The sequence below is a fragment of the Caulobacter sp. genome (assembly GCF_039596335.1).
In the GTDB taxonomy this organism is placed as follows: Bacteria; Pseudomonadota; Alphaproteobacteria; order Caulobacterales; family Caulobacteraceae; genus Caulobacter.
In genome coordinates this window covers 372,621-386,627 of sequence record NZ_JBCNJZ010000001.1, presented here as the reverse complement: position 1 = coordinate 386,627, position 14,007 = coordinate 372,621, and the positions used below count along the sequence as shown (strand labels likewise).

At 67.4% G+C, this 14,007-nt stretch carries 16 protein-coding genes and 2 pseudogenes; 11 read left to right on the top strand and 7 right to left on the bottom strand.

Going from position 1 to position 14,007, the window contains the following annotated elements; all coding sequences use genetic code 11:
* The first annotated feature begins 36 nt into the window (after positions 1 to 36).
* Positions 37 to 909, top strand: a complete 873-nt coding sequence (locus ABDW31_RS01910) for an NmrA/HSCARG family protein (protein ID WP_184716553.1) — start codon at positions 37 to 39, stop codon at positions 907 to 909.
* 71 nt (positions 910 to 980) lie between these two features.
* On the opposite strand, the gene rpsU is transcribed toward ABDW31_RS01910, so the two are convergent.
* Positions 981 to 1,214, bottom strand: coding sequence for a 30S ribosomal protein S21 (rpsU, locus tag ABDW31_RS01905; RefSeq protein WP_096053900.1), 234 nt, complete (start codon positions 1,212 to 1,214; stop codon positions 981 to 983).
* Between the two features lie 182 nt (positions 1,215 to 1,396).
* Here rpsU and ABDW31_RS01900 point away from each other — a divergent pair, with 182 nt between their 5' ends.
* On the top strand, positions 1,397 to 2,080 hold the full coding sequence (locus ABDW31_RS01900; protein ID WP_184716555.1) for a COQ9 family protein: 684 nt from the start codon (positions 1,397 to 1,399) through the stop codon (positions 2,078 to 2,080).
* On the opposite strand, the gene ABDW31_RS01895 is transcribed toward ABDW31_RS01900, so the two are convergent.
* Together ABDW31_RS01895 and ABDW31_RS01890 are read right to left on the bottom strand one after the other, a co-directional pair.
* A complete protein-coding gene (locus ABDW31_RS01895) occupies positions 2,077 to 2,586 on the bottom strand; it encodes a DUF1465 family protein (protein ID WP_184716557.1) in 510 nt (169 codons plus the stop codon). The two genes, ABDW31_RS01900 and ABDW31_RS01895, sit on opposite strands and share 4 nt — an antisense overlap.
* 191 nt (positions 2,587 to 2,777) lie before the next feature.
* Positions 2,778 to 2,984 (bottom strand): DUF1192 family protein, encoded by a 207-nt coding sequence (locus tag ABDW31_RS01890; RefSeq protein ID WP_184716560.1) that lies wholly within the window; start codon positions 2,982 to 2,984, stop codon positions 2,778 to 2,780.
* A gap of 76 nt (positions 2,985 to 3,060) precedes the next feature.
* On the opposite strand from ABDW31_RS01890, the gene ABDW31_RS01885 reads away from it, so the two are divergent.
* Entirely contained in the window at positions 3,061 to 4,038 is a 978-nt protein-coding gene (locus tag ABDW31_RS01885) for an NAD(P)H-quinone oxidoreductase (protein WP_184716562.1), read from the top strand.
* Positions 4,039 to 4,181: 143 nt separating this feature from the next.
* Positions 4,182 to 4,892 carry a DUF1013 domain-containing protein gene (locus ABDW31_RS01880; RefSeq protein WP_184716564.1) on the top strand — a complete coding sequence of 237 codons (711 nt, stop codon included), beginning with the start codon at positions 4,182 to 4,184 and terminating at the stop codon, positions 4,890 to 4,892.
* A gap of 171 nt (positions 4,893 to 5,063) precedes the next feature.
* Here the strand turns inward: ABDW31_RS01880 and ABDW31_RS01875 are convergent, their stop codons facing one another.
* On the bottom strand, positions 5,064 to 5,237 hold the full coding sequence (locus ABDW31_RS01875) for a DUF465 domain-containing protein (protein WP_184716566.1): 174 nt from the start codon (positions 5,235 to 5,237) through the stop codon (positions 5,064 to 5,066).
* Positions 5,238 to 5,366: 129 nt separating this feature from the next.
* Between ABDW31_RS01875 and ABDW31_RS01870 the strand changes: the two genes are divergently transcribed.
* The 3 genes and pseudogenes from ABDW31_RS01870 (at position 5,367) to ABDW31_RS01860 (ending at position 6,737) form a co-directional block, all read left to right on the top strand.
* On the top strand, positions 5,367 to 5,984 hold the full coding sequence (locus ABDW31_RS01870) for a UbiX family flavin prenyltransferase (RefSeq protein ID WP_184716568.1): 618 nt from the start codon (positions 5,367 to 5,369) through the stop codon (positions 5,982 to 5,984).
* Positions 5,974 to 6,451: pseudogene (locus tag ABDW31_RS01865) on the top strand (TIGR02444 family protein). The gene ABDW31_RS01870 and the pseudogene ABDW31_RS01865 overlap by 11 nt, the downstream one beginning before the upstream one ends.
* Positions 6,452 to 6,509: 58 nt before the next feature.
* On the top strand, positions 6,510 to 6,737 hold the full coding sequence (locus ABDW31_RS01860; protein WP_184716574.1) for a DUF465 domain-containing protein: 228 nt from the start codon (positions 6,510 to 6,512) through the stop codon (positions 6,735 to 6,737).
* A 33-nt stretch (positions 6,738 to 6,770) separates the two neighbouring features.
* Here the strand turns inward: ABDW31_RS01860 and ABDW31_RS01855 are convergent.
* The 3 genes and pseudogenes from ABDW31_RS01855 to ABDW31_RS01845 form a co-directional block, all read right to left on the bottom strand.
* A pseudogene (locus ABDW31_RS01855) lies at positions 6,771 to 6,869 on the bottom strand (hypothetical protein); the annotation flags it as partial.
* Positions 6,870 to 6,880: 11 nt separating this feature from the next.
* Positions 6,881 to 7,246, bottom strand: a complete 366-nt coding sequence (locus ABDW31_RS01850; protein ID WP_184716576.1) for a response regulator — start codon at positions 7,244 to 7,246, stop codon at positions 6,881 to 6,883.
* Between the two features lie 94 nt (positions 7,247 to 7,340).
* Positions 7,341 to 8,057, bottom strand: a complete 717-nt coding sequence (locus ABDW31_RS01845) for a GGDEF domain-containing protein (protein ID WP_184716579.1) — start codon at positions 8,055 to 8,057, stop codon at positions 7,341 to 7,343.
* Between the two features lie 252 nt (positions 8,058 to 8,309).
* Between ABDW31_RS01845 and purE the strand changes: the two genes are divergently transcribed.
* The 4 genes from purE to ABDW31_RS01825 all read left to right on the top strand — a co-directional run bounded on the left by purE (position 8,310) and on the right by ABDW31_RS01825 (position 13,935).
* Positions 8,310 to 8,801: a 5-(carboxyamino)imidazole ribonucleotide mutase gene (gene purE, locus ABDW31_RS01840; protein WP_184716581.1), complete on the top strand. Its 492-nt coding sequence runs from the start codon at positions 8,310 to 8,312 to the stop codon at positions 8,799 to 8,801.
* Positions 8,802 to 8,810: 9 nt separating this feature from the next.
* Positions 8,811 to 9,896: a 5-(carboxyamino)imidazole ribonucleotide synthase gene (locus tag ABDW31_RS01835; RefSeq protein ID WP_184716583.1), complete on the top strand. Its 1,086-nt coding sequence runs from the start codon at positions 8,811 to 8,813 to the stop codon at positions 9,894 to 9,896.
* A gap of 309 nt (positions 9,897 to 10,205) precedes the next feature.
* Positions 10,206 to 11,510, top strand: coding sequence for a cation:proton antiporter (locus ABDW31_RS01830; RefSeq protein ID WP_184716585.1), 1,305 nt, complete (start codon positions 10,206 to 10,208; stop codon positions 11,508 to 11,510).
* Between the two features lie 85 nt (positions 11,511 to 11,595).
* Positions 11,596 to 13,935, top strand: a complete 2,340-nt coding sequence (locus tag ABDW31_RS01825) for a GH92 family glycosyl hydrolase (protein WP_184716587.1) — start codon at positions 11,596 to 11,598, stop codon at positions 13,933 to 13,935.
* Positions 13,936 to 14,007 lie beyond the last annotated feature (72 nt).

The window sequence follows — 14,007 nt, the reverse complement described above, 5'->3', positions numbered from 1 at the left end:
CCGGGTGTCTTCACTGACCAACCCGGAGAAATTCCCATGACCATCCTCGTGACCGGCGCCACCGGCCGTATCGGCCGCCAAGTCGTCCAGCAACTGGCTGCGCGCGGCGCTGACATCCGCGTCCTGACCCGCGATCCCGCCAAGGCCGACTTCCCGGCCGGGGTCGACGTCGCCAAGGGCGACCTGCTCGACATCGACGCCCTGCGCGCGGCCTTCAAGGGCGTGCGCACGCTGTTCCTGCTGAACGCGGTGGCCGGCGACGAATTCACCCAGGCCCTGATCACCCTGAACATCGCCCGCGAGAGCGGTGTCGACCGGGTCGTCTACCTGTCGGTGATCCACGCCGACCGCTTTGTGAACGTGCCGCACTTTGCTGTGAAGTCCGGCGCCGAGCGGATGATCCAGCAGATGGGGTTCTCGGCCACGATCCTGCGTCCGGCCTACTTCATCGACAACGATCTGATGATCCAGGACGTGTTCCTGAACCACGGCGTCTATCCGATGCCGATCGGCGGCAAGGGCGTGGCCATGGTCGACGCCCGCGACATCGCCGAGGTGGCGGCGATCGAGCTGGTCCGTCGCGACCAGGCGCCCGGCAAGCTGCCGAACGAGGTCATCAACCTGGTCGGTCCCGACACCTTGACGGGCTCGGACCTGGCCACGATCTGGTCGCAGGCCCTGGGCCGTCCGATCGTCTACGGCGGCGACGATCCCAGCGGCTTCGAACAGAACCTAGCGGCCTTCATGCCCCGCTGGATGGCCTATGAGATGCGCCTGATGGCCGAGCGCTATGTCAGCGACGGCATGGCCCCGGAGGCCGGCGACGTCGAGCGCCTGACCCGGATGCTGGGCCGCCCGCTGCACGGCTATCGCGACTTCGCCGCCCAGGTCGTCGCCCAGCGCGGCTGAGCCCAGAAACGACAAAAGCCGCGCGGGGTGCCGCGCGGCTTTCGAAGGTCTTCGAGGAAGAGGAGCTGGATCTACCGGCTCGGCTTCTTCGGCATCGGCAGCAGGCCTTCGCGCTGAGCGCGCTTGCGGGCCAGCTTACGGGCGCGACGGACGGCTTCAGCCTTTTGGCGAGCGCGCTTTTCCGACGGCTTCTCATAGTGCACGTGCCGCTTCATTTCGCGGAACGAGCCTTCGCGTTGCATCTTCTTCTTCAGGGCCTTCAGCGCCTGATCGACGTTGTTGTCGCGGACGAAAATCTGGACCAGGGGTATCTCTCCATTCGACAGCCCGACCAATATTCCCAAGTCCCTCTTGAGGGGCCGGGCGGGCGAACAAAACCGGGTAACCTGAGAGGGGTGCTCCCAGGCGATGAGGCGGGGCTGATAGCAGAGCGAGGAGCCGCTGTCCATGCGGGACGCGGCCTAAACACCAGTGTAGACTCGGATTTATGACACAAACCACTTCCACCTCCGCTCAAGCTTCCGGTCACGCTGACCCGTCGTGGGCCGACACGGCCGAACAGCGCGTGCTGGACGAGGCTTTGCGCCTTGCGCCGCGCACGGGCTGGAACGCGGGCCTGGTCAGCCGTGCCCTGGCGGCGGCGGGTCTTTCGGATGCGGAAGGCCAGCTGCTGCTGCCGGAAGGGGCGCGAGATCTCGCCGCCCTGTTGTCGCGGCGCCACGATGCGGCGGCCATGGGCACGCTTTCGACCTTCGATCTGGCGACCCTGAAGATTCGCCAGCGAATCCGTGAGGGCGTGGTGGCCCGACTCGATGCGGCCCAGCAGCACGCCGATGTGATGCGGCCGCTAGCGGCGTTTCTGGCCTTTCCGACCAACCTGCCGCTGGCCTCGCGCCTGACCTGGGAATCGGCCGACGCGATCTGGCGCTGGGCCGGGGATACGGCCACCGACGAGAACCACTATTCGAAGCGGGCCATCCTGTCGGGAATTCTCGTTTCGACCCTGGCGGTCGATCTGGCCTCGGGCCGCGCTTCAGCGCTGACGCATCTGGACGCGCGCATCGACAACGTCATGGCCTTCGAGAAGTGGAAGGCGGGCCTGAAGCCGATGGACCTGGCCGCCGGCGCGGTCGGCGCCTTGGCCCGGATGCGGTACGGGAAGGGGGCTTAGCCCCCGAACGCCGCCGTCAGACGATCGAACTGGGCCTGAACCGGGCGCGGGGCCTCTTCGTTCGGCGATTCCACGTACATGCGCTGGTCCAGGCGACGCACGCGCTCGTACAGGCGCTCGGAGCGCTGCAGCAGATTGGTCAGGCCGAAGGGCAGCTCTTCCACCGCAGGCGGGGCGCCGGCGGCTTCCAGGCCCAGGCGGTAGCTCTCGGCGCAGGCGGCCTCGGGAAGCATCTCGCCTTCACGCACGGCGCGCTGCACCAGCAGCCACGAGGCCAGCTGCATCAGGCGGGTGGTCAGGCGCATGCTCTCGGTGGCGTAGTCCAGGGCGGCGTTGCGCGAGAGGATCTTGCTGTCATGCCGTCCGGCCCCGTCGAGATAGGCGGCGGTCTCTTCGACCAGCTGCATGCCTTCCTCGAACGTCCGGTCGAACAGTTCCGATCGCGCGAAGTCCTGGATCACTCCAGCGCGCCAAGGCGTGTCCGCGAACGCGTTCAGTTCGGTCATAGCTACTCAATGCCCCTCGAAAGGCCGCGAGGACGTCTCGCTTGGCAGAGGGACTGCAACGCCCGTGCCAGAACTCGTCGTCCCGTTGCGACCCACCCCCGACCTTCTCACGACAAGAAGCGTCCGAACGCTGATGAGCGCTTAAGACGCCAGTAACCTCACCGAAACCTTAAAAAGACCCTTAGGCGCGCCTAGTCCAGGCGACCAAACAGCGCATTCGCCGCGTCGCGGCCGGCTTTCTTCTTGGCGAGCTGGGCCTTGGTGCGCTCGATTTCGGCCTGCAGGGCCTCGATGCGCTCTTCCAATTCCGAGACGCCGTAGACTTCCAGATCCTCGTGGGTCGTCTCGTTCAAGGCGCGTCCGCTGAAGGCGCGGGGCTCCGCAGGCTCTTCGAACATCGGCTTTTCTCCCTTTTCCGTCCGATATCTGACGCCTACCTAGGTCCCAAGGCAAGCGTGACGAGGGAACCAGGCCATGAGCCAGACCATGACGGCGATCGCGATCGAGGGCGGCAAGGGACCCGCCGAGGCCCTGAAACCCATCGCGCTGGAGCGTCCCGTATCGGGACCGGGCGAGATCCTGATCAAGGTGGCCGCGGCCGGCGTGAACCGTCCCGATCTGCTGCAGCGCATGGGCTTCTATCCGCCGCCGCCCGGCGCGCCGACCACCCTGGGTCTCGAAGTGGCGGGCGAGGTCGTTGTGGGCGCGGGGCGCTGGAAGGCCGGCGACAAGGTCTGCGCCCTGCTGGGTGGCGGCGGCTATGCCGAGTACGCCGTGGTGGACGCCCGCCACGCCCTGCCCATTCCGGGCGGCCTGGACCTGATCCACGCCGCGGCCCTGCCCGAGACCGTCTTCACGGTCTTCGCCAATGTGTTCGAGCATGGCGCCCTGAAGGCCGGTGAGACCCTGCTGGTTCATGGTGGAACGTCCGGAATCGGAACAACAGCGATCGCCATGGCCAAGGCGGCGGGGGCCAAGGTCATCGCCACCGGCCGCGGCGCCGACAAGAAGGCCAAGGCGCTGGACCTGGGCGCCGACATTGCCGTGGACACCAAGGCCGAGGACTTCGCCGAAGTGGTCAAGGCCGCCGGCGGCGCCGACGTGGTGCTCGACATGGTCGGGGCCAGCTATTTCGAGAAGAACCTCGACGCCCTGAACACCGGCGGCCGCATCGTCTACATCGCCAGCCTGGGCGGCTCGGCGCTGGAGGTGCCGGTGATGAAGATCATGCAGAAGCGCGCCGTGATCACCGGCTCGACCTTGCGCCCCCGCTCGTCCGACGAAAAGGCCCGCCTGGCCGCCGAGGTCGAGCGCGTGGCCTGGCCCTGGGTCGCGGCCGGCAAGCTCAAGCCCATCGTCGACGCCACCTTCCCCCTGACGGAGGCGGCCAAGGCGCACGCGCACCTGGAAGCCGGCGAGCATGTGGGCAAGGTGGTGATGACGGTCGACTAGGTCGTCGCCGAAGTTCCCGTCCGCTCAATAGAATAGAGCCAGGAACCCAAAGCTCCCCGTTCCCTTTCCGCAAGAACGGGATTATAGGTTTTGCAACATCCCGCCCGGCCGAAAGGCCGGGCGCCGTCATTTCTGGAGGACCGATGTCCGACATCCTGATGCCCAAGGCGACCGCCGTCTGGCTGGTCGACAACACCTCGCTCAGCTTCGAGCAGATCGCGGATTTCTGCGGCCTGCACCCGCTGGAAGTGCGCGGCATCGCCGACGGTGAAGTGGCGCGCGACATCCGCGGCGCCGACCCGATCGGCAACGGTCAGCTGACCCGCGAGGAACTGGACAAGGCCCAGGCCAAGCCGGAATACCGCATGAAGGCCCAGGTCAGCCGTCACGCCGAGCTGCTGAAGCCGGCCAAGAAGGCTCCGCGCTACACCCCGGTGTCGCGTCGTCAGGACCGTCCGGACGCCATCGCCTGGTTCCTGCGCCACCACCCTGAAGTGACCGACGCCCAGATCTCGAAGCTCCTGGGCACCACCAAGGCCACGATCGAGCAGGTTCGCGCCCGCACGCACTGGAACGCCGCCAACATCAAGCCGGTCGACCCGGTGACCCTGGGCCTGGTCGGCCAGCTGGAGCTGGACGCTCTGGTCAAGAAGGCCGCCGAGAAGAAGGCCAAGGACGACCTGAAGAAGGGCATCCTGCCGGAAGACCCGACCCTGCGCCCCGCCGCCGAGGCCGGCCAGTTCGAGCCCGAGGTCGAGGAAGAAGAAGATTTCCGCGCCAAGCGCGGGGAGATCAAGGCCGAGGACGTGTTCGGCAAGTCGACGGCTTACGTCGACGAGGAAGACGAGGACTAGCCATAAAATCTGTCATCCCGGCCAAGCGCGAAGCGCGCCGAGCCGGGACCGCAACAAGCGCCTGGCTTCCGGCGGTCCCGGCTCGCGCAAGCGCGTCCGGGATGACAGCTTTCAAAGCAGAGGCCCCGCTCCTTGCTGGAGCGGGGCCTCGTGTTTTTCAGCTATCGCTAGCTAGTGAAGTCGGGCCCTGAGGCCTTCGATCTCTTCCTTCAGCCTCAGCTTCTGGCGCTTAAGCTCCCGAAGCATGGTTCCGTCGCTATTGGGTCTACTGGTCTCGTCCTGAATCTTGCGATCAAGGGTCTCATGACGGGATCCAAGCTCGCGGATACGGGATTCGATGGCCATGGCTCTCGGCTCCTTGCTGTTGGAGACCAAAGTGAACACCGGCTGCGCGGCGCTGTCAGATCACATATGATTGCAATCGGCGGCGCTTGACGTCGCCGATCTTGCTCCTAGGCCGGACGAAAATTCACCATGACGGACGCTCCGAAGACCGCAGATAAAGCCCGGCTCGTCGTGGGAATCTCAGGCGCTTCGGGGGTGATCTACGGCCTGCGGACGCTGGACGCCTGCCGCGAGCTGGGCGTCGAGAGCCACCTGGTCGTGTCGAAGTCGGCGGTGCTGACCCTGCAGCAGGAGACCGGTCTTTCGGTCGCCGCGCTCAACGAACGGGCAGACGTCGTGCACCGCGTGAGCGACATTGGGGCGGCCATCGCGTCCGGCTCGTTCCGCACCTTGGGCATGATCGTCGCGCCCTGCTCGGTGCGGACGATGAGCGAAATCGCCACCGGCGTAACGTCTTCGCTGCTGACCCGGGCCGCCGACGTCACCCTGAAGGAGCGTCGCACCCTGGTGCTGATGGTGCGCGAGACGCCGCTGCATCTGGGCCATCTGCGCACCCTGACCAAGCTGGCCGAGATGGGGGCGGTGATCGCCCCGCCGCTGCCGGCCTTCTACGCCAAGCCCGCCTCGATCGACGAGATGGTCGACCAGTCGGTGGGCCGGACTCTGGATCTGTTCGACCTTCAGTGGGCGCCGGTGAAGCGCTGGGGCGAGGACCTGGAGACGATCTCCAGCAAGGCTGAAGTTTAACGCCGATGCGGTTCTGGGACTGGGCCTTGAAGGCCTATGCGCGACAACCTGTCGCGGAGGCCTGCCTGCATCTGCAGGACGCCCATGGCCAGAACGTGCCGTGGCTGCTGTGGGCCGCCTGGATGGCCGGGGAAGGGCGCAGCGCCGACCTCAAGGACGCCGCCCGGCTGATGCGCGCCTGGGACGTCGAGATCGGCGCGCCGCTGCGGGGCGTGCGCCGGGCGCTGAAGCCGGCCCGTCCGCCGGTGGACGAAGCGGCCAAGGAAGCGCTGCGCGATGCGGTCAAGGCGGTCGAATTGCGCGGCGAGCGCGTTTTGATGGAGAGCCTGGAGGCCTTGAGTGCCGATCCGGGCTCGCCGATCCCGGTGCTGGACGGCCTGGTCGCCGCCGCCGAGGCCTCTGGCGATCCGCCACGCCGTTCGGCGCTGGAACGACTGGCGCACGCGCTGGAAAACGAACACGGCTAAGCCTTTACCGGCCGTCAGCCTTTGCTATCTAAGACGCCTAGAGGGGCCACTCCGAGACATGTCCATGAACGACGATGATCCGTCGGACGATACCGACATCGCGATCGAACGTCGCATCGCGGACCTGCGCGAGGAGCACAAGGACCTGGACGACGCCATCCAGGCTCTGGAAGAGCGCTACCAGCCCGACATGCTGCAGATCGCCCGCCTGAAGCGGAAGAAGCTGGCCCTGAAGGACGAGATCGGCCGGCTGGAAGACCAGCTGACGCCGGACATCATCGCTTAACAACGCTGCGGAGCGCCCCCTCCGTCACGTCGCCTATCGGCGTCGCGCCACCTCCCCCGCAAGCGGGGCAGGAGGGAGCTTTATTCTCCTCACCCGTGAAACGGGGGAGGTGGCGCGATGCGGATACGCATCGCGAGGGGGCGCTAAACGCTCACGCAGCCAAGCGCCTCCAGCGCTCGGACCGTCTGCAGCAGGCTGCCGGGCGTGACCGGCTTTTCCAGACGCGCGTCGGCGTGCTGGTCGTCTTTCAAGAGGCGGGCGTTGACGCCCGAGGCCATCAGGGTCGCGGCTTGCGGACGGCGGCGGCGCACGGCGCTGACCAGCTCGCCGCCGCTCATGCGCGGCATCGAATGGTCGGTGATCACCAGGTCCGGCGCAAAGCTGTCCAGGGCCTCGAACGCGGCCTGGCCGTCGGCGCACAGCATCACGTCGAAGCCGGCTTCGCTCAGGGTGATTTGGTAGATCATCGAGAGGACGGGATCGTCCTCGGCGACCAGAATACGCTGCATGGAAGCCCGCCAGACATGCTTAACAGAGTGTGAAATCTCTATCTCGGCCTGCTGGGGGAGTCGCCGTGCGATAAGGTCGCATGACCGGCAGTTGTCAGGCGGAAGCTTTACGCTTCCGCAGGAAGACATAGGCGTCGGCCTCGGCCAGGGCCACTTCCGGATCGCCGCCGGGCTGGATCTCGCGCACGCCGTAGGAGATGTGCAGCGGCACCGACCATTCGCCGAACTCGACGGGACGTGAGCGGACGGCCTCGGCCAGCGTCTCGGCCTTGGTCAGGGCCATCTCCTGGTCGGCCTGGCACAGCAGCACGGCGAACTTGTCGCCGCCCATGCGGCCCACGACGTCGCTTTCGCGGATATTGGCGGTCAGGCGCTTGGCCACGACCTTCAGCGCCTCGTCGCCGGCCGTGTGGCCGAAGCGGTCGTTGACGCTCTTGAAGTTGTCGAGATCGAAGAACACCAGGCTGGCCGACGAGCCGGAGCGCTGGGCGAAGGCGGCCACGCGCTTGGCCTCGCGCAGGAAGGCGCGGCGGTTCAGCACCGGGGCCAGGGCGTCCATGTCGGCCAGGCCCTGGGCCTCGTTCAGCCGCAGCTTCAGCGAGGAGACCTCGTTACGCAGGTCGTCGATCTCGCCCATCAGGGTCTGAAGGGCCTCGACCACCTGCGGCGACATGTCGGCCTCGGTGAGGCCCAGAAAGGCGGCGCTGTCCGGGGCGGCGACCTCGCGCGCGACGACCTGCGCCCCCGCGCGGACCAGGGCCCGCTTGCGGATGGCGGCGAAAGGTTCGGTTCGGGCGCCGGTGATCTTCATCGGGTGATCTTCAGGAGGCCTTACGCGTGAATCGCTATGGCATAGCTTGGCTATGGTTAACGCGGGAACGGCGTTCCACGCAAACGGGACACTGACACGCTAGGCTTTGCGCCCAAGACTTGAGCACGTCCATTGGACGAAACGGCGCAGGTCGGGCGCGGGATTGATCCGTCTCGTGTCGTTTTGGGCTTGCGCGAAGGGGAGGGCGCGCATACGGGGCGGCCTTCATTCGCCGCCTCAAGGGCCGACGTCATGACCGCAGCCACCCCGCCCGTCGCCATCATCATGGGCAGCCGCTCGGACTGGCCGACCATGAAGGGCGCGGCCGACGCGCTGGACGCCCTGGGCGTGGCCTACGAGGCCAAGGTGGTTTCGGCCCACCGCACGCCGCAGCGCCTGTTCGACTTCGCCACCGGCGCCGAAAAGGCCGGCTACAAGGTGGTCATCGCCGGGGCCGGCGGCGCGGCGCACCTGCCGGGCATGGCCGCCTCGATGACCAACCTGCCGGTGCTGGGCGTGCCGGTGCAGTCCAAGGCGCTGAGCGGGCTCGATTCCCTGCTTTCGATCGTTCAGATGCCGGGCGGCATTCCGGTGGCGACCCTGGCGATTGGCGAAGCCGGCGCCAAGAACGCCGGCCTGCTGGCCGCCCAGATCCTGGCCCTGTCGGATGCCGGGCTGTCGGAACGCCTGTCGGCCTTCCGCGCCGCCCAGACCGACAGCGTCGCCGAGAGCGTCGAGGACTAAGAAGAGACAATGGCCGACTTCCCGCTCGTTCCTGGTTCGACCATTGGCGTCCTCGGCGGGGGACAGCTGGGTCGCATGCTGGCTCTGGCCGCCGCGCGCCTGGGCTTCGACGTGGTCATCCAGGACCCGGAAGAGAACTCGCCGGCCGGCCGGGTCGCCGCTCGTCAGATCGTGGCGGCCTATGACGACCGCTGGGCGCTGAAGCGCCTGGCCGAGGCCTGCGACGTCGTCACCTACGAATTCGAGAACGTGCCTGCCGACACCGTGGCCGAACTGGCCGCCCTGGGCGCGGTGGTCTCGCCGGGCGCCAAGGCCCTGGCCACCGCCCAGGACCGGGTGGTGGAAAAGAGCTTCCTGGCCGACATCGGCGTGCCAACCGTGGCCTTCGCCCCGGTCCACGACAGCGAGAGCCTGGCCGAGGCCGTGGCCAAGATCGGCGCTCCGTCGCTCTTGAAGACCCGCCGCGAAGGCTATGACGGCAAGGGGCAGGCCTGGATCCAGAAGGCCGCCGACGCCGAGGCCTCGTTCGACAAGATCGGCCGCCAGGACGCCATCCTCGAGGCTCCGGCCGACTTCGGCCGCGAACTGTCGGTGATCGCCGCCCGCGGCCGCGACGGCGAGATCGCCTGCTATCCGCTGGCCGAAAACCACCATGAAGGCGGCGTCCTGCGCCGCACCGTCGCCCCGGCCAAGGTCACCCCGGCCACGCGCGATCAGGCCGAGGCCATCGCCGCCAAGATCCTCACCGCGCTGGACTATGTCGGCGTCATCGGCGTGGAGCTGTTCGAGCTGGCCGACGGCAAGCTGCTGGTCAACGAGTTCGCCCCGCGCGTCCACAACACCGGCCACTGGACCCAGGACGGTTGCGAGGTCGACCAGTTCGAGCAGCACATCCGCGCTGTCGTCGGCTGGCCGCTGGGCCCGACCGCCCCGCACCACCACGTGGAAATGACCAACCTGCTGGGCGCCGATGTCGACGCCTGGAAGAAGCTGGCCGCCGAGCCCGAAACCCGCGTCCACCTCTACGGCAAGGGCGAAGCCCGCCCCGGCCGCAAAATGGGCCACGTGAACAGACTGCGCCCGCTGCGGGACTGATCCCTGAGAAAATCCCTCTCTCATAGAGAGAGGTAGGGGCCCACGGCGTCAGGCGTGGGAGGGTGAGAGGTTTCACCGCTGGCCGGAGAGATCCGAGCCTTTCCGACGACGTCCTGGGGGCCCACGCCGCGCCTTATCCTGAGAGATTATAACCTCTCACCCTCCCACCGCTACGCGGCGGGCCCCTCCCTCTCTCTATGAGAGAGGGCTTTCATCCCCTCGTGACAACGCTGTCGGTCTCGGCTAGCGTCGGTCTCAGGGATTGGAAACGCGACCGTCAAAAGGCGGCGCTCCGGGGGACTTCAAGTCATGACGCCAGCTGAACTCAGCGTGGTCTTCTTCCTGCAGATGGCGGTGATCGTCGCTGCGTGCCGCCTGGTGGGCTGGGCCGTGAAGCGGTTCTTCGACCAGCCGCAGGTCGTGGGCGAGATGATCGCCGGCGTGGTGCTGGGCCCGTCGCTGCTGGGCCTGCTGGCGCCCGACGTCCAGGCCATGCTGTTCCCCAAGGAGAGCAAGGCCGTCCTCTATGTTGGCGCCCAGATGGGCGTGGGCCTCTACATGTTCCTGGTCGGGATGGGCTTCCAGAGCGACCACTTCAAGAGCAACGCCAAGAGCGCGGTGGCGGTGTCGCTGTCGGGCATGGCCGCGCCGTTCCTGGTGGCGGTCGCCATTGCGCCGTGGCTGCTGAGCCAGGGCCTGTTTGGCAAGGGCATCGACACCTTCCAGGCCACCCTGTTCATGGGCGCGGCGATCTCGATCACCGCCTTCCCAATGCTGGCCCGGATCATCCACGAGCGGGGGCTGTCCAAGACCCCGCTGGGCACGCTGTCGCTGTCGGCCGGAGCCATCGACGACGCCGGCGCCTGGACGGTGCTGGCCATCGTGCTGGCCACTTTCGGCGGCGGTTCGGCCGTGGCCATCAAGGCCATCGCTGGCGGCCTGGGCTTCGTGCTGTTCATGGTCACCCTGGGGCCGCGCCTGCTGGCCCCGCTGGGCCGCTGGGCCGAGCGCGAGGGCAAGGTGTCGCCGTCGCTGCTGGGCGTGGTGATCATCCTCTTCATGCTGTGCGCCTGGGCCATGGATGCGGCCGGCATCCACGCCGTCTTCGGCGGCTTCATCCTGGGCACGGTGCTGCCGCGCGGCGTGCTGAGCCGCGAGATCAAGAAGCAGCTGGAGCCGTTCGCGGTGGTGCTGCTGCTGCCGATGTTCTTCACCTTCTCGGGCCTGAACACCCAGCTGACCATGGTCAACAGCCTCAGCCTGGTCGGCGTGGCCCTGGTGATCCTGGCCGGCTCGATCCTGGCCAAGGGCGGGGCCTGCTGGGCTGCAGCCCGCCTGACCGGCCAGGACAACGCCACGGCCATGGGCATCGGCGCGCTGATGAACGCCCGCGGCCTGATGGAGCTGATCATCATCAATATCGGCCTGCAGAAGGGCATCATCGGCCCGGCGCTGTTCTCGATCCTGGTGCTGATGGCCATCGCCACCACCCTGATGGCCAGCCCGCTGTTCGAGCTGCTGTACGGCAAGACGGCGCGGGCTCGAGGGGAACTGGGCGAGCTGAGCGAGGAAGATGAAGACAGCGCGCCGCCGGCTCTCGCCACCGCGCGCTGACCCTTCGCCCCCGCGAAAGCGGGGATGAGCTTTTTTAGGAGGCGAAAGCGCTGCTAGGCTGCGACCTCTCACGGAGTCCCGCTGAATGCGCTTTCGCCTCGCCCTGCTGGCCAGCCTGTCGATCCTGGCCGCCAGCCCTGTCCTGGCCCAAGTGGCGTCCAAGACTGCCTACGAGTCCGTGGATCCGTTCATCGGCACGGGCGGCGACGGCCACACCTTCCCCGGCGCGGTCGTGCCGTTCGGCATGGTGCAGCTGAGCCCCGACACCGACATCCTGCCGTTCAAGCAGAGCTATGCCCGCGCCGCCGGCTACCGGTTCGGCGACCCGACCATCCTGGGCTTCTCCCACACCCACTTCTCGGGTTCGGGCCATTCGGACCTGGGCGATATCCTGCTGACCCCGGTGACGGGCGAGCCCAAGCTGGAGCCAGGCGAGGCCGACAAGCCGGGCTCGGGCTACCGCTCGCGCTACACTCACGACACCGAGGTCGCCGAGCCGGGCTACTACGCCGTGACGCTGAGCGACAGCCACGTGCGCGCCGAGCTGACGGCCGGCCTGCGCACCGGCCTGCATCGCTACACCTTCGAGAAGGGTCAGAAGGCCCAGGTGCTGATCGACCTGCGCACCTCGATCTACAACTATCCGGGCAAGGTCTTGTGGTCGCGGCTGCGCGTCGCCCCGGACGGCACCATCACCGGCTATCGCGAGACGCGCGGCTGGGCGCCCGGCCGCAAGCTGTTCTTCGCCATACGCTTCGACAAGCCGCTGGTGGGCCAGGCCTTCCACAACCGCGAGGCCGACATCCCTTACAAGGGCTTCACCCAGCCGGGACGGACGTCCAATGACCGCGCCCAGGTGCAGGGCAGGGCGCTGGTCGGGGTGTTCGACTTCGGCCAGATCGACGGCCCGCTGACGGCCAAGGTGGCGCTGTCGTCGGTCAGTGAGGACGGCGCGATCGCCAACCTCGCCAGCGACGAGCCGGGCTTCGACTTCGACGCCCAGCGCGGCCGCGCCAAGGCGCTGTGGGAGAAGGCCCTGAACGCGGTCGAGATCGAGGCCCCGGCCCCGATGAAGAAGACCCTCTACACGGCGCTCTATCACACCCTGCTGGCCCCCAGCGTCTTCGCCGACGCCGACGGCCGTTACCGCGGTCCCGACGACCAGGTGCATGAGGGCAAACTGGACGGCCGGGCCTTCACCTTCCACTCGACCTTCTCGCTGTGGGACACCTTCCGGGCCGAGCATCCGCTGCTGACCCTGGTGCAGCCGGCGGACTACACCAACGACGTCGTCAACTCGCTGATCGCCTCGCAGCGGCACAGCCCGTACGGCCTCCTGCCGGTCTGGCAGTTCCACGGCCAGGAGACCTGGACGATGATCGGCTACCACGCCGTGCCGGTCATCGCCGACGCCTGGATGAAGGGCATCCGCGGCTATGACGGCAAGGCGGCCCTGGACGCCATGGTCAAGAGCGCGACCTACGCCCCTTACGGCGGCCTGGGCGACTACATGAAGCTGGGCTATGTCGCGATCGACAAGGAGCCGGAAGCCGCCTCCAAGACCGTCGAATATGCCTATGACGACTGGACCATCGCCCGGATGGCCCGCGAGATGGGCCAGGCCGAGGTGGCCGCGACCTTCGACAAGCGCGCCGGCTACTGGAAGAACAGCTTCGACGCCAAGACTGGCTTCCTGCGGGCGCGGAAGTCGGATGGCGCTTTCCGCGAGCCCTTCGACCCGACCGCGATCAACTACGGCTCGGACTACACCGAGGGCAACGCCTGGCAATATTCGTGGTTCGCGCCACAGGACCTGGGCGGGGTGGTCAAGGTGCTGGGCGGCGACGCGGCGACGGTGAAGAAGCTGGACGCCATGTTCGACTTCGACAATTCCAAGCTGGACTACAGCCACGCCGAGGACATCGCCGGCCTGATCGGCCAGTACATCCACGGCAACGAGCCCAGCCACCACGTGGCCTATATGTACAACTACGCTGGCGCGCCATGGCGAACCCAGGCGCGACTGAGCCAGATCGTGAAGAGCCAATACAAGCCGACCCCGGACGGCCTGTCGGGCAATGACGACCTGGGCCAGATGTCGGCCTGGCTGGTGTTCACGTCCCTGGGCTTCTATCCCGTGACCCCGGCCTCGAACGAATACGCTCTGGGGCGTCCGTTCGTGGACAAGGCGGCGCTGAACCTACCGAACGGCAAGCGCTTCACCGTCCACGCCGAGGGCATGACCGACGCAACGCCGTACGTGGCGCGGGTGACCCTGAACGGTAAGCCGCTGACCCGGGCCTACCTCAAGCACGAGGAGATCATCGCCGGCGGCGACCTGGTCTTCACGATGAGCGCCACGCCCAACAAGACCTGGGCGACCAAGGCGGCGGACCGGCCGACGTCGATGACAGGATATCGGTAGCGGGACCGCAAACCTCGCCCTTCGACAGGCTCAGGGTGAGGTTTTCTACTGTACGGCCTAAGCCATGATCCT